At 74.3% G+C, this 19933-nt stretch carries 10 protein-coding genes and 1 pseudogene; 7 read left to right on the plus strand and 4 right to left on the minus strand.

All coding sequences use genetic code 11. From position 1 onward, the window contains the following. Positions 1–78 precede the first annotated feature (78 nt). Both ACH4B3_RS26380 and ACH4B3_RS26385 read left to right on the plus strand, forming a co-directional pair. Positions 79–2301: pseudogene (locus tag ACH4B3_RS26380) on the plus strand (CDP-glycerol glycerophosphotransferase family protein); the annotation flags it as partial. A gap of 577 nt (positions 2302–2878) precedes the next feature. After that, positions 2879–5278: a CDP-glycerol glycerophosphotransferase family protein gene (locus tag ACH4B3_RS26385; protein WP_398466749.1), complete on the plus strand. Its 2400-nt coding sequence runs from the start codon at positions 2879–2881 to the stop codon at positions 5276–5278. Positions 5279–5562: 284 nt separating this feature from the next. Here the strand turns inward: ACH4B3_RS26385 and ACH4B3_RS26390 are convergent, their stop codons facing one another. Both ACH4B3_RS26390 and ACH4B3_RS26395 read right to left on the minus strand, forming a co-directional pair. Beyond that, positions 5563–5910 carry a DoxX family protein gene (locus ACH4B3_RS26390; RefSeq protein WP_398466751.1) on the minus strand — a complete coding sequence of 116 codons (348 nt, stop codon included), beginning with the start codon at positions 5908–5910 and terminating at the stop codon, positions 5563–5565. 265 nt (positions 5911–6175) lie between these two features. Further along, a complete protein-coding gene (locus ACH4B3_RS26395; protein WP_398466753.1) occupies positions 6176–6658 on the minus strand; it encodes an Lrp/AsnC family transcriptional regulator in 483 nt (160 codons plus the stop codon). 218 nt (positions 6659–6876) lie between these two features. Here ACH4B3_RS26395 and ACH4B3_RS26400 point away from each other — a divergent pair, with 218 nt between their 5' ends. From ACH4B3_RS26400 to ACH4B3_RS26415, 4 genes are all read left to right on the plus strand, one after another. Further along, on the plus strand, positions 6877–7878 hold the full coding sequence (locus ACH4B3_RS26400; protein ID WP_398466755.1) for an EamA family transporter: 1002 nt from the start codon (positions 6877–6879) through the stop codon (positions 7876–7878). Between the two features lie 109 nt (positions 7879–7987). Further along, positions 7988–8500 (plus strand): GNAT family N-acetyltransferase, encoded by a 513-nt coding sequence (locus ACH4B3_RS26405; RefSeq protein WP_398466757.1) that lies wholly within the window; start codon positions 7988–7990, stop codon positions 8498–8500. A gap of 215 nt (positions 8501–8715) precedes the next feature. Next, positions 8716–9525, plus strand: coding sequence for a VOC family protein (locus ACH4B3_RS26410; RefSeq protein ID WP_398466759.1), 810 nt, complete (start codon positions 8716–8718; stop codon positions 9523–9525). A 124-nt stretch (positions 9526–9649) separates the two neighbouring features. Next, the gene (locus ACH4B3_RS26415) at positions 9650–11698 is read left to right on the plus strand and encodes a glycosyltransferase family 2 protein (protein ID WP_398466761.1); all 2049 of its coding nucleotides are present in this window, start codon (positions 9650–9652) and stop codon (positions 11696–11698) included. Between the two features lie 195 nt (positions 11699–11893). On the opposite strand, the gene ACH4B3_RS26420 is transcribed toward ACH4B3_RS26415, so the two are convergent. Continuing rightward, positions 11894–16879, minus strand: coding sequence for an NAD-glutamate dehydrogenase (locus tag ACH4B3_RS26420; protein WP_398466763.1), 4986 nt, complete (start codon positions 16877–16879; stop codon positions 11894–11896). Between the two features lie 534 nt (positions 16880–17413). Between ACH4B3_RS26420 and ACH4B3_RS26425 the strand changes: the two genes are divergently transcribed. Then, the gene (locus tag ACH4B3_RS26425) at positions 17414–17989 is read left to right on the plus strand and encodes a DJ-1/PfpI family protein (protein ID WP_398466765.1); all 576 of its coding nucleotides are present in this window, start codon (positions 17414–17416) and stop codon (positions 17987–17989) included. Between the two features lie 776 nt (positions 17990–18765). On the opposite strand, the gene ACH4B3_RS26430 is transcribed toward ACH4B3_RS26425, so the two are convergent. Beyond that, positions 18766–19866, minus strand: coding sequence for a hypothetical protein (locus ACH4B3_RS26430; protein ID WP_398466767.1), 1101 nt, complete (start codon positions 19864–19866; stop codon positions 18766–18768). Between the last annotated feature and the right edge of the window lie 67 nt (positions 19867–19933).

A 19933-nucleotide genomic window follows, 5' to 3' on the forward strand; every position in this document is an offset into this window, starting at 1 on the left:
AGCAGAACCTACGATTCCATAATCATTCAGATGATAGTGGGACAAACATTCCGCTTGCGTCGACCCTTGGGATTCGCCGTGCCCCGGTTCAGCGTCATCGTCCCCGTCCACCAGGTCCAGGCGTACCTGCACGACTGCCTGCGATCCGTCCTGACCCAGGACTTCACCGACTTCGAGCTGATCGCCGTCGACGACCGCTCCCCCGACGCCTGCGGCGCGATCCTCGACGAGACCGCCGCCCGCGACCACCGGGTACGCGTCGTCCACCTCCCGGAGAACGTGGGCCTGGGCCGGGCCCGCAACGCCGGCATGGCCCACGCCACCGGCGACTACCTGATCTTCCTCGACAGCGACGACGTGCTCGTTCCCGGCACCCTGCGGGCCGTCACCGACCGGCTGGCCGCCACCGGCGACCCGGAACTGCTGGTCTACGACTACGCCCGGCTGCACTGGAGCGGCAGCACCACCCGCAACGCCAAGTCCGCCCTGCTCGCCCCGGCCGCAGGGCGCCCCGAGGTGTTCCGCCCCGCCGACCGGCCGGAACTGGCCCAGCTGCTGATGGTCGCCTGGAACAAGGCCTACCGCCGGGACTTCGTCACCCGCGAGGGCTTCAGCTTCCCGCCCGGCCTCTACGAGGACGTCCCGTGGACCTTCCCGGTGCTGCTGACCGCGCCCGGCATCACCACCCTGGACCGGGTCTGCGTCCACTACCGGCAGCGCAGGCACGGCAGCATCCTGAGCACCGCGGGCCGCGACCACTTCGACGTCTTCGACCAGTACGACCGGGTCTTCGCCTTCCTCGACGCCCGGCCCGACCTGGCCGACTGGCGGCCGCTGCTGTTCCGCCGGATGCTCGACCACCTGGCCGCGGTCTACGCCGCGCCGGACCGGCTGCCCCCCGGCACCCGCGCGGAGTTCGCCCGCCGCACCCGCGCCCACCACCGCCGCTACCACCCGGGGGTCGCCGACGACCCGGCCACCGCGTTCCGGATCCGGGCGCGTTCGCTGCTGCTGCGGCTCGGGGCCTGCCGCACCTTCGGGCTGGTGCGCGGCGCCCGCCGGCGGTGGCGGCGGGCCGCCCGGCTGGCGCTGACCGTCCGCCGGGCGCTGCGCGCCGCGGTCCTCGACGTCCACTACCGGCTCCAGCGCTGCCTGCCCCTCGACCCGAGGCTCGCCGTCTTCTCCGCGTACTGGCACCGCGGCTACGCCTGCAACCCCGCCGCGATCGAGGCGAAGGTCCGCGAGATGGCCCCGCACATCCGGACCGCGTGGATCACCACCCCGGAGTACGCGCACACCCTGCCGCCCGGGGTGCGCCGCCTGCACCCCGGCTCGATGGCGTACTGGGCGGCCCTGGCCCGGGCCCGCTACCTGGTCAACAACGTCAACTTCACCGACCGGCTGCGCAAACGCCCCGGCCAGATCATGCTCCAGACCCACCACGGCACCCCGCTCAAGCACATGGGGCTGGACCTCCGGGAACACCCGGCCGCCGCCGGGGACCTGGACTTCGAACGGCTGCTGCGGCGGGTCGACGACTGGGACTTCAGCCTCTCCGCCAACCACCACTCCAGCCTGGTCTGGGAGCGCGTCTACCCCGCCGGTCACCGCACGCTCGAGTACGGCTCTCCGCGCAACGACGTCTTCCAGCGCGCGGACGCCGCCGACGTCGCCCGGATCCGCGCCGACCTGGGCATCCGGCCCGAACTGACGGCGATCCTGTACGCCCCGACGCACCGCGACTACCAGCGCGGCTGCGTCCCCCGGCTGGACCTGGCCCGGATCGCGTACGGGCTGGGTCCGGGGTTCGTACTGCTCACCCGCGCGCACTACTTCCACCCCGACGGGCTGCGCGACCAGTCCTTCGGGGAGCCGCGGATCATCGACGTCTCGGCCCACCCGCGGGTGGAGGACCTCTGCCTGGCGGCCGACGCGCTGGTCACCGACTACTCGTCCATCATGTTCGACTACGCCAACCTCGACCGCCCGATCGTCATCCACGCCGACGACTGGGAGGTCTACCGGGCCACCCGCGGCGTCTACTTCGACCTGCTCTCCGGCCGGCCCGGCGACACCCCCGGCCCGGTGGTCCGCACCGAGGACGAGCTGATCGACGTGTTCGCCGGCGGCGCCTGGCAGGACGCGCACGCCGCCGAGCTGCGGACCGCGTTCCGGGAGCGCTTCTGCCCGTACGACGACGGGCGCGCCGCCAAGCGCGTGGTGCGGCGCGTCTTCCTCAGCGAGACCAGCACCGTGCCGCAGCCGGTGGTGCCGCCGAGCGAACGCCATCCCGCCCCGGCCCCGAACGGCCTGCCCCTGCCGGCCCGCGACGCCGTCCCGTTCCGCGACGTCCTCCCCGTCCCCGGGCCCGCCCCGCACGGCCGCGCGCTCCCCGCCAGGGTCCCGGACGGCGCACCGCTCCCGGCGCCCTCCCCCCGCCCCGGTCCCGGAGAACCGCCCCGCCCCGGGTCAGCCGCCGGTGCACGGGCCGGCGCCGGCCCGCACCCTGCCACCCGCCGCGGCCACCGCGGCGGCCAGCCCCGCCCCGCCGGCCGGACCGCGGGGCACGGCCGCCCCGCCCGCCGTGCCGGCCCCGCCCGCCGAACGCGCCGTCCCCGCCCCGCCCGCCGGGCCGCGCACCCCGCCCGCGGAGCCGCCGCGGCAGGTGCCGCCGACCGAGCCGCCGCAGTCCGCCCCCGCCGCCGGCCGGCCGGTCGGCACCCCCTGAGACGCGCCGCCGCGGCGGGCCGCCGGCCGGCCCCGCCGTCCCGGACCGCCGGCGCCTCCCGCTGCCCGGCCGGCCTCGCCGCCCCGCCGCACGCCGCGCGCGTGCCACCGCCCCGCCTCCCACCGACCCGACGACGGAAGAAGGAGCGCCATGCCCCGTTTCAGCATCGTCATCGCCGCCTACCGCGTGCAGGGCTATCTGCGCGCATGCCTGGACTCGGCGCTGACCCAGTCGTTCCAGGATGTCGAAGTGGTGGCGGTGGACGACTGCTCACCGGACTTCTGCGGGGCGATCATCGACGAGTACGCGGCCCGCGACGGCCGGGTGATCGCCGTCCACCAGCCGGTCAACTCCGGCCCGGGCCACGCCCGCAACGCCGGTGTCGACCAGGCCACCGGCGACTACCTGCTCTTCCTCGACGGCGACGACACCCTCGCCCCGGGCACCCTCCGGGGGCTGGCCGACCGGCTGGCGCTCAACGAGGACCCGGACATCCTCTACTTCGACCACGTCCGCACCTACTGGAACGGCCGACGCGACCGCAGCCTCTTCGGCGACCTGCTCGCCTCGGCCGGCACCGACGTCTTCTCCATCCTCGACCGCCCGCAGTTCCTGCGGCTGTTCGCCATGTCGTCCAACCGCGTCTACCGCCGGGAGTTCTACACCGGGAACGGCTTCGCGTTCAGCGAGGGCATCTACGAGGACGCGCTGCTGTCCTACAAGACCATGCTCACCGCGCGCCGGATCGCCGCCACCGACCTGGTGGGGCTGGAGTACCGGCAGCGGCGCAGCGGGGCGAGCACCCGCAGCCCGGGCGTGGAGCACTTCGTCATCTTCGACCAGTACGCACGGCTGTTCACCTTCCTGGACGGCAAGCCGGAGCTGGCCCCGCTGCGGCCCATGCTCTTCGAACGGGCGGTGTCGCACTTCCTGTTCTGCCTGGACAACCCGTCCCGGGTCGAGGCGGGCGACCGGACGCGCTGGTTCCAGCGGGCCGCCGAGTGGTACGACGCGCATCTGCCGCCCGGCTTCACCCCGCCGCCCGAGAAGGCCGAGCGCTTCGAGGCGCTGCGGCGCGGCTCGTTCACCCGCTACCGGGCCCAGGAGACGCCCCGGCACTGGGTCAGGCGGGCCCGCCGGCTCAAGCGCACCGTCCGCCGGCCGCTGGCGGCGCGCGCCAAGCGGGTGCTGTACCGGGTGCACCTGGGGCAGCCGGTGGACGAGAACCTGGCCGTCTACTCGGCGTACTGGAACCGCGGTGTGCTGTGCAATCCGGCGGCCGTCTACCACAAGGCCAGAGAACTGGCGCCGCAGGTGCGCGGGGTGTGGGTGGTACGCAGGTCGGAGGTCGCGTCGCTGCCGGAGGGCGTGGAGTACGTGATCCCCGGGACGAGGGCCTACTACCGGACGGTGGCCCGCGCCCGGTACCTGATCAACAACGTCAACTTCCCCAACGAGCTGGTGAAACGGCCCGGCACGGTCCATCTGCAGACCCTGCACGGCACCCCGCTCAAGTGCATGGGCCTGGACCAGCAGCGGTACCCGGCGGCCGGGGCCGGGATGAGCTTCGGGAACCTGCTCAGGCGCGTCGACCGCTGGGACTACGCGCTCTCCTCCAACCAGCACTCCAGCGAGGTGTGGGAGCGGGTCTACCCCTCCTCGTACCGGCTGCTGGAGACGGGCTACCCGCGCAACGACGTCTTCTTCTCCGCGACCGCGGAGGACATCGCGCGGATCCGCGCCGGGCTGGGCATCGACCCGCAGCGCAGGGCGGTCCTGTACACCCCCACCCTGCGCGACTACGAGCGGGGGTTCACCCCGCGGCTGAACCTGGAGCGGGTGGCGCACGCCCTGGGCGAGGAGACGGTGCTGCTGGTCCGCGCCCACTACTCCTACGGCCGGGACCCGCGCCTGCAACGGCTCCAGGAACGCGGCCTGGTGATCGACGTGTCCCGCCACCCGCGGGTGGAGGACCTCTGCCTGGCGGCCGACGCGCTGGTCACCGACTACTCGTCCATCATGTTCGACTACGCCAACCTCGACCGCCCGATCGTCATCCACGCCGACGACTGGGAGGTCTACCGGGCCACCCGCGGCGTCTACTTCGACCTGCTCTCCGGCCGGCCCGGCGACACCCCCGGGGCGGTGGCCCGCAGCGAGGACGAGCTGATCGAGGTGTTCCGCGACGGCCGCTGGAACGACGCCGGTGCGACCGCGCTGCGGGCCGCCTTCCGGGAACGGTTCTGCCAGTTCGACGACGGCCACGCCGCCGAACGGGTGGTCCGCATCCTGATGCCCTGCCAGGACCCCGCACCGGCACCGGCCGAGGCCGCGGACCCGGAGCCGGCCCGCCCCCCGGCGGTGACCCTGACCCCGGCCGCCCCGGCCGCCGGCCCGCCGGTGCCGCCGCCCCCCGCGGCGCCGCCGGCCCCGGTGTCGCCGCCCGCCCCGGTGTCGCCGCCCGCCCCGGTGTCCCCACCGGCCCCCTCCCCCGAGGCGCCCGGTTCCCCCGCTCCGTCCGGCCCCCCGGTGGACGCCGGCCGCGCCTGACCCCGATGGCCCGGTGAACGCCGGCCGTGCCCGACCCCGGTGCCCCGGTCGGCGCCGGGCCACCGGGCCACCGGGCCACCGGACCGCCGGGCCACCGGGCCACCGGACCGCCGGGCCGCCGGGCCGCCGAGCCGCCGGATCGCCGCGTGACCTGCCGGACTGCCGGGCCGCCGGCTCACCGGGGCATCTGCCGGGCCGCCGGGTCACCCGGCTGCCGGATCACCCGCCTGACTACCGGGCTACCGGACTACCGGGCTGCCGGGTCGCCCGGCCGCCGGGGCCGCTCAGGCGGCGAACCCGAGCACCAGCGAACCGGCCACCGGCGCCGCGTACACCAGCGGGAACGGGATGTGCGCGTACCAGCGCGCCCGGGCCACGGTGATCACGGCGCCGGTGAAGTACAGCACCAGCCCGACGCCGGCCAGCACGCCGACGACCGGCACGGCCAGGCCGGCCAGCAGGCCGGCGGCCCCCGCGGCCTTGGCCGCCCCGAGCAGGTTCCACCACGAGCGCGGCACGCCGTAGTCGTCCAGCGGCTGCACGACCCAGGCGGCGCGGAAGAAGACCGAAGCGGCCGAGAAGCCCGCCATCACGGCGGCCAGTACGGTGACGACGATGTAGGCGGTGTCCATCAGAAGCGCTCCTCGTCAAACGGATCCCGGCCCGGGTCCACCCGGCCGGTCTGGTGGGTTCGTCATCCGGTTGACACGGCGGAGCGCGCGCGTGTGACGGGCCGACCGGAGAAATCCCTCGCCGTCCCCGGCCCGGCCCCGGCTCCGCCCCTGGCTCCGACCCCGACCGACGGCCGACCGCGGTGGCCTCCGTCAGCCGGCAGCGTCCGCCGGCGGACGCCCGTCACCGCCTCCGTCCGCCGGCGGACGCCCGTCACCCCTTCCGTCAGCCGGCGTCCGCCCCGCCGGCGCCGCCGGCCAGCAGCGGCCGTTCGAAGACGGTGCGCAGCGCGATCGTGGTGCCGGTGCTCTGCACCGGCGGGATGGCCCGGATGCGGTCCAGCACATCCGCCAGTTCCCCGGTCGACGCCACCCGGACCTTGATCAGGTAGCAGTCGTCGCCCGCGACCTGGTGGGCCTCCAGCACACAGGGCTCGCGCCGCAGCGCCTCGTCCACCAGGGTGCGTGCGTCCCGGCCGGAGTCGAACCGCAGGGAGATGAACGCGGCCGTCGCGGCGTCGACGCTCTCCGGTGCCACGGTCGCCTGGTAGCCGGTGATCACTCCGTCGCGCTCCAGGCGCTGTATCCGCTCGCGGACGGCCGGCTCCGACAGTTCCACCTCCCTGGCCAGCGCCCGCAGGGTCCGGCGTCCGTCGGCGCTCAGCGCCCGGAGCAGGGCCCGGTCGGTGTCGTCCAGTCGGCGGCTCATCGAAGACACTCCTCCATCACACGGCCCACGCCGCATCCCGCCCGCGCCCGGCGCGGGCCCGCCGTCCGGGCGGGCCGGCGGACGCGTCGCCGGTGGCCGCACGGCTTGTCGCGCGGCTTGTCTCATGGCTTGTCGCTGCACTCTCCCATACCTAATATACGGAAGCGACTAGCCGAGTTACCTTAAAAAGATAAGGCTCAAAGGCCATGCTGGCTCATTTGAAGAAAGAGCAAGTCCTGTCGTGGACGGCGCTGGTCACCGTCTGGGTCATCTGGGGGTCCACCTACCTCGGCATCAGCGTGGCCGTCGAGACGATCCCGCCCTTCCTGATGGCGGGCACCCGGTTCCTCATCGCGGGCCTGCTGATGTACGCCGTGGTGGCGCCGCGGCACGCCCGCGGCGAGCGGCGACCGACCCGGCCGCAGATCCGCTCCGCGGTCGTCGTCGGCGCGTTGATGCTGGTCGGGGGCAACGGCCTGCTCAGCGCCGGTGAGGAGTACCTGGACTCGGGACTGGCGGCCCTGATCGTCGCCACCGTGCCGGTGTGGATGGTACTCATCAACGCGCTGGTCACCCGGACCCGCATACCGGCGACCCTGATCGGCGCGCTGGTGCTCGGCACCGCCGGGATCGGGGTCCTGGTGGGCGGCCCCGGCGGCGAAGTGAACGCCGGGGCCGTCGTGGTGGTGGTCGTCGCCTCCGGACTGTGGGCCACGGGATCGGTGTACGCCCGCAGCGCCCCGCTCCCCGCGCACCCGATGGTCGCCTCCGCCATCGAGATGATCGCCGCGGGGGTGCTGCTGCTGGTCCTGGGCCTCATCAGGGGCGAGGCGGCCCGGCTGGAGGTGTCGGAGATCTCCGGGGCCTCGCTCGCCGGGCTCACCTGGCTGGTGTTCGCCGGCTCGATCGTGGCCTTCACCGCGTACATGTACGCCAACAGCACCCTGCCCAACCACACCGTGGCGACCTACGCCTACGTCAACCCGGTCATCGCGGTGGTCCTCGGGGTCACGATCGGAGGCGAGGCGATCGGCGCCAACGTGTACCTCGGCGGCGCGATCATCGTCAGCGCGGTGGCCCTCATCGTCACCGGCCGCACCGGGGGCCGTCCGCAGCGGCCCGCGGCCGGGGCGTCCGGGCCGCCCCCGGCACCGGCGCCCGCCACGGCCCCCGCGTCCGCCGCGCCCGCCGGGGACGCGGGGGACGCCGAGCGCGGCTGAGAAGCCACCCCCGCCCGGTACCGCACGCCATCATGGGGTGCGGCGCCGGGTACCACCTCCCGGGCCGCCGCTTCGTTCCGGAACGACACCACGGGAGGGTCCGCAGGCCATGAGCGAGTCACGGGCACGGGGCGCGGCCGCGCCGAGGATGTTCGGGGAACTGGACGCCCACCGGGGCCACTCGGTCCGCACCGCACGACCGGAGGACTTCGACACCGTGGTCGCGGTGATCGACGACTGGTGGGGCCGGCCCGCCTCCCGCGACCTGACCCGGCTCTTCCTCGGCCACTTCCACGCCACCAGCCTGATCGCCGAACGGGACGGGCGGCTCACCGGCTTCGTCATCGGGTTCCTGTCCCCGTCGCAGCCCGACGAGGCCTACATCCACTTCACCGGCGTCGCCCCGGACGCCCGCGGCTCCGGGCTCGGCCGCCGGCTGTACGGACTGTTCTTCGCGATGGCCCGCGCGCACGGCCGCACCCTCGTCAAGGCCGTCACCTCGCCGCAGAACGCGCGCTCCATCGCCTTCCACCAGGCCCTGGGATTCACCGCGTCCGACCCCGTCCCCGGCTACGACGGCCCGTCACTGGACCGGGTCGTCTTCACCCGGCCGCTGCGCTGAGCCGCCGCGGCACCGGGCGGCCCGGAAACGGCCCGGCAGCGGCCCGGACGCCCGCCGGGCGCGGCGGACGCCCGCCGGGCGAGTGGGCGTCCGCCGCGCCCGAGTGGCGCCGGGCGGACCCGGGAGGAAGGCTGGTACGGGGACGGCCGCGGCCACCGCCGTCCCGCCGTGGACCGCGAGGGGCGGGAACACCGGAGCACCTGGAGGCGTCACCGATGCCGGAAGTCACCTCTCCCCGCCCGCCGGGCACCCCCTGCTGGATCGACCTGGTGACCCCCGACCAGCAGGCCGCGATCGACTTCTACGCCGAGCTGTTCGGCTGGTCCGGCGCGCCGGGCCCGCCGGAGACCGGCGGCTACGCGGTCTGCGAGCTGCGCGGGCTGCCGGTCGCCGGGATCATGTCGTCCCGGGCGCCGACCGGTGCCGACGACGAGCCGGCCGCACCGACGATGTGGACGACCTACCTGTCCTCCACCGACGCGGACGCGACCGCCGAGGCGATCCGGGGCTCCGGCGGCACCGTGCACAGTCCGGTCATCGACGTGCTCGACCTGGGCCGGATGCTGGTGGCGACCGACCCCGCCGGGGCGGTGTTCGGGGTGTGGGAGGCGCGGCGGTTCACCGGGTCGGGCGTGGTCGGCGAACCCGGCGCGCCGGTCTGGCACGAGCTCAACACCACCGACCCGCGGACCGCGGCGGACTTCTACCGGTCGGCGCTCGGCGTCGAGGCCCGGCCCATGGAGGGCGCGGAGGACTACTACCACGCGCTCGCGGTCGACGGCCGTACCGTCGGCGGCATGCAGGCGCTGCCCGCGTCGGCGCCGCCCGAAGCCGTTTCGCACTGGCTGACGTACTTCGCCGTCGCGGACGCCGACGCGGCCATTGCACGCCTGACCGCGGCCGGCGGTACCGTCCTGCAGCCGCCCTTCGACATGGTCGCGGGCCGGATGGCGCTGGTCACGGACGCCCAGGGCGCGCCCTTCGCGATGATCACGCCCACCCCGACGGGCGACGCCGCGTCCTGATCCGCCGCCCGTCCCGGCCACCCCCGTCCGCAGGATCACCGCGAGCATCCGGACATACCGTCCGATAGTGTGCTGCCAGCGGACGTCTCCCCCGGGCATCGCCCGGGGGTGAGGGGAGCACCCGATGATCCCGACCAGCCTCAAGGTGAGTGTCGTCGTCCCGGTCCACAACACCGGCAAGACGGTGCTGACCGGCCTGACCTCGTTCCGCGAACAGACCTTCCCGCGCGCCGGCTTCGAGGTCCTGTACGTGGACGACGGGTCCACCGACGACACCCCCGACCTGATCGCCTCCGAGATAGCGGGCGAGGAGAACTTCCGGCTGATCCGCGGCCACCACTCCGGCTGGCCGGGCCGCCCCCGCAACATCGGCATCGACGCCGCCCGCGGCAGCTACGTCCACTTCGTGGACGACGACGACCACCTCGCGCCGCGCGCCCTGGAGCGGCTGTACGCCCGGGCGGTGGAGACCGGCGCGGACATCGTCGCCGGCCGCACCGCGGGGCACGGCAGGGGCGTCTCCCGGGTGCTGTACGAAGAACCCATGTCCGCCGGGGACATACGCACCGACCCCGCGCTGCTCACCTCGATGACCGTGCACAAACTCTTCCGCCGCGAACTGCTCACCGCGCACGGCATCCGGTTCCCCGAGGGCAGGGTGCGGCTGGAGGACCACATGTTCATGCTGCGCGCCTACTTCGCCGCGCGCCGCGTCGCCACCGTCCACGACTACACCTGCTACCACTGGGTGCGGCACGACGACGGCGTGCACAACATCAGCTTCAGCCGGGTCGATCCGCGCGCCTACCTGGCCAGCGTGCGCGCGATACTCGGGATCGTCACCGACCACCTGGAACCCGGGCCGCTGCGCGAGGAGTTCATCGCCCACTGGTACGCCAACAAGGCGCTCTACCGGCTGGAGGGCGAGAAGTTCACCGGCAAGCCCGCCTGGTACCGCCGGCAGGTCTTCCGGGCCGTGCGCTCCCTCGCCCGGGACTGCGTGCCGCCGGCCGTCGACCGCCGGCTGCCGGCCAAGCACCGCATCGCCTCCGCCCTGGTCCGGCACGGCGACCGCGGACTGCTGGAGGAGTACGCCGCCTTCGAGTCCGGCACCGGGCACCGGCCGCGGCTCGAAGGGCTGCGCTGGCAGGACGGCGCGCTACGGGTGCGGATCAGCACCGAACTGGTGCGCCCCACCGCCGACGGCCGGACCGTCCCGGTGCTCTTCGACCGCACCGGCGGACGCCGGCGCCTGTGGCTGCCGCCCCGCCTGGCCGCCGTGCCCGGGGTCGCCGAGGCGGCCGACTTCACCGACGCCGTGTCCCGGGCCACCGTCACCGGACAGATCCGGCACCGCGACGAGGCCACCGTGCTGCCCGCGCCCACCACGCTGCGGGCCGGCGACTCGCCCGCCGCCGCCCCGCACCGGCCCCCGGCCGGGCCCGGGCCCGGGCGCCCGCGCCGCACGGTGCGGGACCTGCTGCCGGTGCGCCCGCGGCCGCGCCGGACCGCGCGGCCGGCGTCCGCCCCGGCGCCCTCGCCGCCGCTGCACGGGCTGCGCTTCGAGGCCGAGTTCGCCATCGACCCGGCCGCCGCCGACCACGGCCGGGCGCTGCACGGCGTGTGGGACGTGTTCGCCCGGCTGGACTGCTGCGGCTGGGCCTCCAACCGCCGGCTGGGCGCGGACCGGGCGGAGCGGGTCGAGGAGGAGCGGATGCCCGCCTTCTGCCGCTCCGACCGGCCGGAGCGCAGCCCCCACCTGTTCGTCAACCCGTACTGGACCCGGCCGCACGACAACCTCAGCGTGTCCGTGGACGGCACCCTCGCGCCGCTGAACCGCACGGTGCGGGACCCCCGCGGCATCGAGCTGACCGGGACCGGCGGGCACCTCTCCGCGGTGATCCCGCTGGCCCTCGCCGCACCGGACCGACCGGTACCGGTGACGGTGCTGCTGGAGCGGGACGGGGCCACCCTGCTGAGCCTGCCGGAGGCGCGCGTCGAAGCCCGGTCCGGGCTGTCGGTCCTGGCCTTCGAGGTGTCCGCCGACCGGCTCGCCGCCGCCCTGGCCGGCGGGCCGGCCGAACTGCGCGTGGCCCATGACGGCCGGACCGGGCGGCTCCGCCTCGTCCTTGCCCCGGACCCCGCCACCGGCCGGGTGACCGTGGGCCGCTGACCCCGCCCGTGCCGGGCCGGCGTCCGCGCACGGACCACCGGGCACACCCACACGCCGGCCTCCGGTCAGCCCGTCCCGGCGCCGCCGGACGGGACGGCGCCGCCGGACGGGACGGCGTCCGCGGAAGCCCGGAGGGGCGGCACGGAACCGGGTGTCCGGTCCGTACCGCCCCTCCGGGGTGGCCGACGGCGCGGCTTACGCGTGCGACCGCAGCAGCGTCCGCATGGTCCGCATCGCGACCGACAGGTTCGCCAGGTCGAAGGTCTCCGAACCCTGGATCTCCTCCAGCGTGCCGCGGGCCCGCATCAGGATCGCGGCGTTCTTCTCCTCCCACGTCTTGAACCGCTGCTCCGGCGTCGCCTCGCCGTTGCCGACCGCCAGCACGTCGGCGGTGAGGGCGGCGTGCGCCGCGTACAGGTCCTCGCGGATGGAGGCGCGGGCCATCGACTGCCACCGGTCGGCGCGCGGCAGTTCGATGATCCGGTCCATCAGCTGGGTGATCCGCAGCCGGTCGGCCAGCTCGTAGTAGACCTCGGCGACGGCCAGCGGGTCCTTGCCGGTCCGGTCGGCGGTGGCCACCACGTCCAGCGCCGGGAAGGCGGAGGAGAATCCGGCGACCTGGGTCGCCAGTGTCTCCGGCACCCCGGCGGCGGTCAGCTCCGCACGGATGCCCTCGTACCAGTCGAGGTCGGCGCCGCGCAGCAGCCTGGGCAGCTCGCCCCAGACGGTGGCCACCCGGTCGCGGAAGAACTCGATCGTCCCGGCGAGCTCCAGCGGCTGCGGACGGTTGTTCAGCAGCCAGCGGGTGCCGCGCTCGACCAGGCGGCGGGAGTGCAGCCGCATCCGGGTCTGCACGTCGGCGGCGACCACGTTGTCCAGCGCCTCGACCTCGTCCCACACCTGGCTCAGGCGGAAGATGGCGCGGGCCGCGGTCTGGGCGCGCACGATCTCCTCGGTGGAGGCGCCGCTCTCCTCCCGCATGCGGTGCAGGAACGTCGAACCACCGGCGTTCACCGTGTCGTTGACCAGCACCGTGGTGATGATCTCCCGGCGCAGCGCGTGGGCCTCGACCTGCTCGGGGAACCGTTCGTTCAGCGCCTTGGGGAAGTAGGCGTGCAGCAGGTGCAGCAGGTACGGGTCGTCCGGCAGGCTGGTGCCGATCAGCTCCTCCGCCACCGTGATCTTGATGTAGGCGAGCAGCACGGCCAGCTCCGGCTGGGTCAGACCGCGGCCGGCGGAGAGCCGCTCCCGGATCTGCCGGTCGCTGGGGAGGAACTCCAGCGCCCGGTCCAGGTGCCCGTCGCGCACCAGCCGGCGGATGAAGCGCTGGTGGGCGTGGAGCAGGCTCGGGGCCTGGGCGACCGCGTTGGTGAGCGCCACGTTCTGCGCGTAGTTGTTGCGCAGCACCAGGGCGCCGACCTCGTCGGTCATCTCGGCGAGCAGCTTGTTGCGCTGCTTGACGGTCATGTCGCCGTCCGCGACGACCGCGTTGAGCAGGATCTTGATGTTCACCTCGTGGTCGGAGGTGTCCACGCCGGCGCTGTTGTCGATGGCGTCGGTGTTGATCCGCCCGCCGGCCAGCGCGAACTCGATCCGGCCGAGCTGGGTCAGACCCAGGTTGCCGCCCTCGCCGACCACCTTCACCCGCAGGTCCTGGCCGTCCACCCGGATCGCGTCGTTGGCCTTGTCGCCGACGTCGGCGTGCGTCTCGGTGTGCGCCTTGACGTAGGTGCCGATACCGCCGTTCCACAACAGGTCCACCGGGGCCTGCAGGATGGCCTTCATCAGCTCGGCCGGGGTCATCTTGACGATGCCCGGTTCGATGCCGAGGGCGGCCCGGACCTGCGGGGTGATCGGGATCGACTTGGCGCTGCGCGGGTGCACCCCGCCGCCCGCGGAGAGCAGCGCGGTGTCGTAGTCCGCCCACGAGGAGCGCGGCAGCTCGAACAGCCGGCGGCGCTCGGCGTAGGAGACCGCGGCGTCCGGGTCCGGGTCGATGAAGATGTGCCGGTGGTCGAAGGCGGCGACCAGCCGGATGTGCTCGCTCAGCAGCATGCCGTTGCCGAACACGTCGCCGGACATGTCACCCACGCCGACCACGGTGAAGTCCTGGGTCTGGGTGTCGTGGCCCAGCTCCCGGAAGTGCCGCTTGACCGACTCCCAGGCGCCGCGGGCGGTGATGCCCATGCCCTTGTGGTCGTATCCGGCGGAGCCGCCGGAGGCGAACGCGTCACCGAGCCAGAAGCCGTAGGACTCGGCGACCTGGTTGGCGATGTCGGAGAAGGTGGCGGTGCCCTTGTCCGCGGCGACCACCAGGTAGGTGTCGTCCTCGTCGTGCCGGACGACGTCCTTGGGGTGCACGACCTCCCCGCCGACCATGTTGTCGGTGATGTCGAGCAGACCGGAGATGAAGGTCTTGTACGAGGCGATGCCCTCGGCCAGCCAGGCGTCCCGGTCCACCGACGGATCCGGCAGCCGCTTGCCGACGAAGCCGCCCTTGGCGCCCACCGGCACGATCACGGTGTTCTTCACCATCTGCGCCTTGACCAGGCCGAGGATCTCGGTGCGGAAGTCCTCACGCCGGTCGGACCAGCGCAGACCGCCGCGCGCGACCTTGCCGAACCGCAGGTGCACGCCCTCCACCCGCGGCGAGTACACCCAGATCTCGTACGCCGGGCGGGGCGCCGGCAGGTCGGGGATGGCCTGCGGGTCCAGCTTCATGGACAGGTAGGCGTGCGGGTCGCCGGCGCTGTCCGTCTGGAAGTGGTTGGTGCGCAGCGTCGCCTTGATGACGGTCAGGAAGGAGCGCAGGATGCGGTCCTCGTCCAGGGAGGCGACCTGGTCCAGGGCCGCTTCCAGCTCCTCCAGCAGGGCGTCGGTCAGCTCGGTGCCGGCCCGCTGCCGCTCCGGGGACATCCGGGCCTCGAACAGGCTCACCAGCAGCCGGGTGGTGTGCACGTTCGTCCGGAGGGTGTCCTCCATGTACGCCTGGCTGAAGGTGGCGCCGGCCTGCCGCAGGTACTTGGCGTAGGCGCGCAGCACCATCGCCTGCCGCCAGTCCAGTCCGGCGCCCAGCACCAGCTGGTTGAAGTTGTCGTTCTCCGCCCGGCCGGTCCACACCGCGGCGAACGCGTTCTGGAAGCGCTCGCGGGCGTCGTCCGGCAGCGGGTCGCCGTTGCGGCCGGGCAGCCGCAGACCGAAGTCGTAGATCCAGGCGGAGGTGCGGTCCGAGCAGCGCAGCTCGTACGGGCGCTCGTCGACCACCTCGACGCCGAGCCGGGTGAGCACCGGCAGCACGTCGGAGAGCGAGACCTGGGCACCGGCCCGGTAGATCTTGAAGCGGCGCTCGCCGGGGCCCGCGCCGACCGGCTCGTAGAGGCTGAGCGCGAACTCCTGCTCGCCGCCGGTCGCGGTCAGCCGCTCCAGGTGCTGGAGGTCGGCGACGGCGCTGCGCGGCGTGTGGTCGGCCTTGTAGCCCTCGGGGAAGGCGTTGGCGTAGCGGCGCATCAGCTCGGCGGCGCGCTCCTCGCCCACCTCCGCGCCGAGCGCGTCGGCGAACCCGTCCGCCCAGGAGCGGGCGGCCTCGACCAGCCGGTGCTCGATGCGCTCCAGGTCGGTGTCGGTGAGGTCGGGCAGCACGGTGCCCGGCTGGACGCGGACCACGAAGTGCAGCCGGGACAGCACCGACTCGGTGTGCAGGGCGGTGAAGTCGACCGGGGAGCGGCCGTTCAGCTCCTCCAGCAGGATGTCGGTCAGCCGCAGCCGCACGTCGGTGGTGAAACGGTCCCTCGGCAGGTAGACCAGCGCGGAGTAGTAGCGCCCGTACTCGTCCTGGCGCAGGAAGAGCCGCAGCCGGCGGCGCTCCTGGAGGTAGAGCACGGAGGTGACGATCGACCGGAGCTGGTCGACCGGGGTCTGGAACAGCTCGTCGCGCGGGTAGGTCTCCAGGATCTGCAGCAGGTCCCGGCCGTCGTGGCTGTCGGGCGCGAACCCGGCGCCGCCCAGCACCTCCTGGACCTTGCGGCGGATGACCGGCACCCGGCGCACCGACTCGGTGTACGCGGCGGAGGAGAACAGGCCCAGGAAGCGGCGCTCGCCGACCACGTTGCCCTGGGCGTCGAACTTCTTCACCCCGATGTAGTCGAGGTAGGAGGGGCGGTGCACGGTGGCGCGGCTGTTGGCCTTGGTGAGCACCAGCAGCCGGTGCTCACGGGCCTTGGCGCGGGCGTCCGCGGGCAGCCTGCTGAACGACGGGGAGCCGCCGCCCGCCCCGGCGCCCGCCGCCTCGGCCTCGTCGCTGTCGCGCAGGTGCGGGTCGGAGCGGAGGATGCCCAGCCCGGTGCCGGGCACCGCGGTCAGCACGTCCTCCTCGCCGCCCGCCTCGGTGGGCGCCTGGGTCAGCTCGTACTCGCGGTAGCCGAGGAAGGTGAAGTGGTCGTCGGCGAGCCAGCGCAGCAGCTCACGCGCCTCCTCGACCTCGTGCTCCCGCAGGTCCTCGGCGGTGGGCTCGGAGTCCAGCGACTCGGCGATGCGCAGCGCGGCGTCGCGCATCTTCTCCCAGTCCTCGACCGCCTCGCGCACGTCGGACAGGACGCGCAGCAGGTCGGCGGTGATCTGCTTGAGGTCGCCGCGGTCGGTCTCGCGGTCCACCTCCACATGGATCCACGACTCCACCCGCGCGTCGTGCGGCAGTCCGGCGCGGGCCTTGGAGCCGTGCGCGTCGGCGTCGTACAGCACCTCGATCAGCTTGCCGGTCAGGTCGCGGCGGACGACGACCAGCGGGTGCACCACCACGTGGATGCCGCGCCCCTGCCGGGACAGCTCGTTGGTGACCGAGTCGACCAGGAACGGCATGTCGTCGGTGACGACCTCGACCACCGAGTGGGTGCAGGTCCAGCCGTTCTCCTCGACGGTGGGCGTGTACACCCGCACGTTGGCGGTGCCCTGCGGCCGGTTCTCCGCCAGCCGGAAATGGGACAGCGCGGCGCCGAGGACGTCCTCCGGCTCGCGGCCCGCGACGTCCTCCGGGGCCGTGTGCTGGTAGTAGTGCTGAAGGTAGGCGTTCAGGGACTCCGGGCCGGGGCCCTGAGCCGGATGCTGTCCCCCGGCAGGGCTGTTCTCAGCTACCCGGGCGGCCCGTGCGAGCAGCTCGGCCTTGGCTTCGTCCAGCTTGGTCTGCATGTCCTCTGGCTCCTGTCGCGCGCCGTTGCGTGACATCGATGGCGGTGGCACGGCGTCGTCGTGCGGGATGCCCGCACTGCTGAGACGACGGTATGCCGGAACGGGGGAACGCAGGGGTGAAACCGGCCGAATGCGACCGACTCCCCCGGCGGCACGGATCAGCGGCGGCCCGGCCGCAACGGAGCGCCGGGCGCGGGGCAGGGGCACCGTCGCCCCTGGCGGATATCGCGCTGATCACGCCGTAAGGCTATCGCTCTTCCCCCTGGCCCCGTCATGAGCCGTATGTGTACAAATCCCGGACCGGAAGTTTGACGGAATGGACAGCTGTGCGGACGCCCCGAAGATGCTGGGACGTACGAGGCGCACGAGGCGCACGAGGCGCACGAGGCGCGCGAGGTGACGCGGCCGGTCCCGGTGCGACGGCGGACGCGCCGGGCGCCGGGCGAGGCGCCCTTGGCAGCGGCGCGGCGCGGATGCACCGTGGTCCGGTGCCCGAGTAGCGTGAGAACCACGTGACGAAGCAGAGGTGGCGGCATGGCTGCGAAAGTTCTGATCGTTACCGGCGACGCGGCCGAATCGCTGGAGGTGTTCTACCCGTACCACCGGCTGCGCGAGGAGGGGTACGACGTCCACATCGCGGCACCGAGCCGCAAGACGCTCCGCTTCGTGGTGCACGACTTCGAGGACGGCTACGACACCTACACCGAGAAGCCAGGCTACACCTGGCCGGCCGACCTGGCCTTCTCCGAAGTCGACCCCGGACAGTACGCCGCCCTGGTGGTCCCCGGCGGCCGGGCCCCGGAATACCTCCGCAACGACCCCGAGCTGCGCAAGATCCTCAAGGCGTTCTTCGACGCCGACAAGCCGGTGGCCCAGACCTGCCACGGCCCCCTGCTCACCGCCGCGATCGAGGGCCTCACCGGGCGCCGGGTGACCGCCTACCCGGCACTGGAACTCGACGTACAGGCGGCCGGCGGCACCTTCCACGACCAGGAGGTCGTCGTCGACGGCCAGCTGGTCTCGGCCCGGGCCTGGCCGGACAACCCGGGCTGGATGCGCGAATTCCTCCGACTGCTGAGCGCCCAGGCGCCGGTGACCGACGGAACCTGAGCGGTACGGGCCCCGGACCGCGGGTACGCGACGGGGGCCCGGCCGCGCACCGGCCCGGACGACCACCGGGCCAGGGGGCCGGACGCAGGCACCGGACGGGATTTCCGGCCCGCCCGGTGCCTGTCCGGACCCACACACGCGACACCGGACGGGGGTCGCCCACAGGATGCCCGCGCGAGGGCGACCGAGGCCGCCGGGCCCGCGGGGTGCCTGCCCGGACTACGCACGCGGCACCGGCGGGGTGCGCTGCCCGGATTACGCGCGCGGCACCGGACGGGGGCGACCACAGGATGCCCTCGCGCGGGCGAGCGCGCGGCCGCCGGGCCGACGGGGGCCCGCCCGGACTACGCGCGCGGCACCGGCGGGGAACCCTGCCCGGACTACGCACGCGGCACCGGACGGGGGCGACCAGGGCCGCCGACCAGCGGAACGCCTGTCCGGACTCGCGCCGGTACCGGACGGGGGCGACCGGGGTGCCCCATCCGGACGGGCCACGCGACGCCCGACGAGGCGGCTCGCGGGGGCCGCGAGGGGGCGGCCGGGCCGCCGGGCCGCGGAGTGCCTGTCCAAAACGGCCATCCGCCCGCGGAGCGCCTGTCCAAACCGGCCACGCGACGCCCGACGAGGCTCCGACCCGCAGGGTGCCTGCCCGGACTACGGGACTCGCGCGCGCCGCCGGACGGGGGCGACCCGCAGAGTGCCGCCACGAGAGAGCGGCCGGGGCCGCCGGTCCGCCTGGCGGACCGGTTGCCGACCGGCGGACGGGTGGCCGCCGGTCAGGAGAAGGAGCCGGCGCACTCCGTCACCAGCACGTCCACGCCGGAGGCGTTCCGCACCGTGGCGGCCAGGGTCGCCGGCCCCGGCCCGCCGCCGGGCCGGCCGGCCGAGCCCCCGCTGCCGTCCGCCGCCGCCCGGCGCTCCGGCTCCTCCTCGATCCGGGCTTCGGCGTCGAGCACGTCTCCGGCGAAGACCGGGTTGAGGAAGACCATGGACATCGACCGGAACCGGAACCCGCCGTCTCCGCGAAGCAGCGGCACCGCCAGGGCGGTCAGCAGCCCCTGTGCCATCCGGCGGCCGGCCAGTCCGGTGGTGTGGTGCTCGCCGCGGTCGCCGGTCAGGTCGGCGCAGCGGAGGATGTCCGCGTCGGTCACGGTGCGGCGGTGGCGCAGCACGGTCCCGCGGACGGCCTGGTCCACCGGGGCCGGCCCGATGGGCGGGACCGCAGACGGGACGGCGGCCCGGCCCGGTCCGGCACCGGGCGGCGCCCCGGCACCGCGCGCGCTTCCGGCCACGGCGGCACCCGTCCCGACACCGGCATCCGCGGCGACACCGGCACCGGCGGCGGCCACCGCTGCGACCGTCTCGCGGGTGGCGCCGGCCGCGCCCTGTTCGGCTCCCGCGCCCCGCGCGGCCCGGTCGCCCCCAGGGCCCCGCGTGCCTCGCTCGGCCGCCGCGCCCGCTGCCGCGTGCTCCGGCCGTGCCGCCCCGCCGGCGTGCGCCGGGCGCTTGAGGATCACGCCCTTGCTCTGCCCGCTGAGGACCACCTCCTCGCCCGCGCGGACCCGGGCGTCGAAGGTGATCCGGTGGAACGCCGTGTCCTCCGCCACGCTCAGCACCCGCAGCTCGGCGGTGAGCTCCTCGGCCGTGCCGACCGGCCTGGCATGCGTCCAGACCATCTTGCGCGCGATGTAGTCGACGTCGCCGCCGAGCTTCGTGAGCGGTGCCACCACCAGCAGTTCGGGCAGGTGGGCCGCCACGGAGGGCACCCGGCCGGCGAGGGCTTCGAAGGCCGCCAGTTCCTCGTCCGTGTACCGCCGCGACCAGCTCAGCAGCGCGCCCGGGCGGAGCTCGCCGTGTGCGAAGGCCGGAACACCCATGCCGTCTCTCCCCCTCGGTCGTCCCATCGCCGCGCCCGTCCGCCCCGGTCGCGGCGCGAGGGACGGC

Source organism: Streptomyces sp. NPDC018031 (assembly GCF_044327625.1).
GTDB lineage: Bacteria > Actinomycetota > Actinomycetes > Streptomycetales > Streptomycetaceae > Streptomyces.

What these genes read in the sequence shown, in the direction of transcription:
- ACH4B3_RS26385 (WP_398466749.1), top strand. Translation starts at nt 2,879, where the DNA reads ATGCCCCGTTTCAGCATCGTCATCGCCGCCTACCGCGTGCAGGGCTAT.
- ACH4B3_RS26390 (WP_398466751.1), bottom strand. Translation starts at nt 5,910, where the DNA reads ATGGACACCGCCTACATCGTCGTCACCGTACTGGCCGCCGTGATGGCG.
- ACH4B3_RS26395 (WP_398466753.1), bottom strand. Translation starts at nt 6,658, where the DNA reads ATGAGCCGCCGACTGGACGACACCGACCGGGCCCTGCTCCGGGCGCTG.
- ACH4B3_RS26405 (WP_398466757.1), top strand. Translation starts at nt 7,988, where the DNA reads ATGAGCGAGTCACGGGCACGGGGCGCGGCCGCGCCGAGGATGTTCGGG.
- ACH4B3_RS26410 (WP_398466759.1), top strand. Translation starts at nt 8,716, where the DNA reads ATGCCGGAAGTCACCTCTCCCCGCCCGCCGGGCACCCCCTGCTGGATC.
- ACH4B3_RS26415 (WP_398466761.1), top strand. Translation starts at nt 9,650, where the DNA reads ATGATCCCGACCAGCCTCAAGGTGAGTGTCGTCGTCCCGGTCCACAAC.
- ACH4B3_RS26420 (WP_398466763.1), bottom strand. Translation starts at nt 16,879, where the DNA reads ATGCAGACCAAGCTGGACGAAGCCAAGGCCGAGCTGCTCGCACGGGCC.
- ACH4B3_RS26425 (WP_398466765.1), top strand. Translation starts at nt 17,414, where the DNA reads ATGGCTGCGAAAGTTCTGATCGTTACCGGCGACGCGGCCGAATCGCTG.
- ACH4B3_RS26430 (WP_398466767.1), bottom strand. Translation starts at nt 19,866, where the DNA reads ATGGGTGTTCCGGCCTTCGCACACGGCGAGCTCCGCCCGGGCGCGCTG.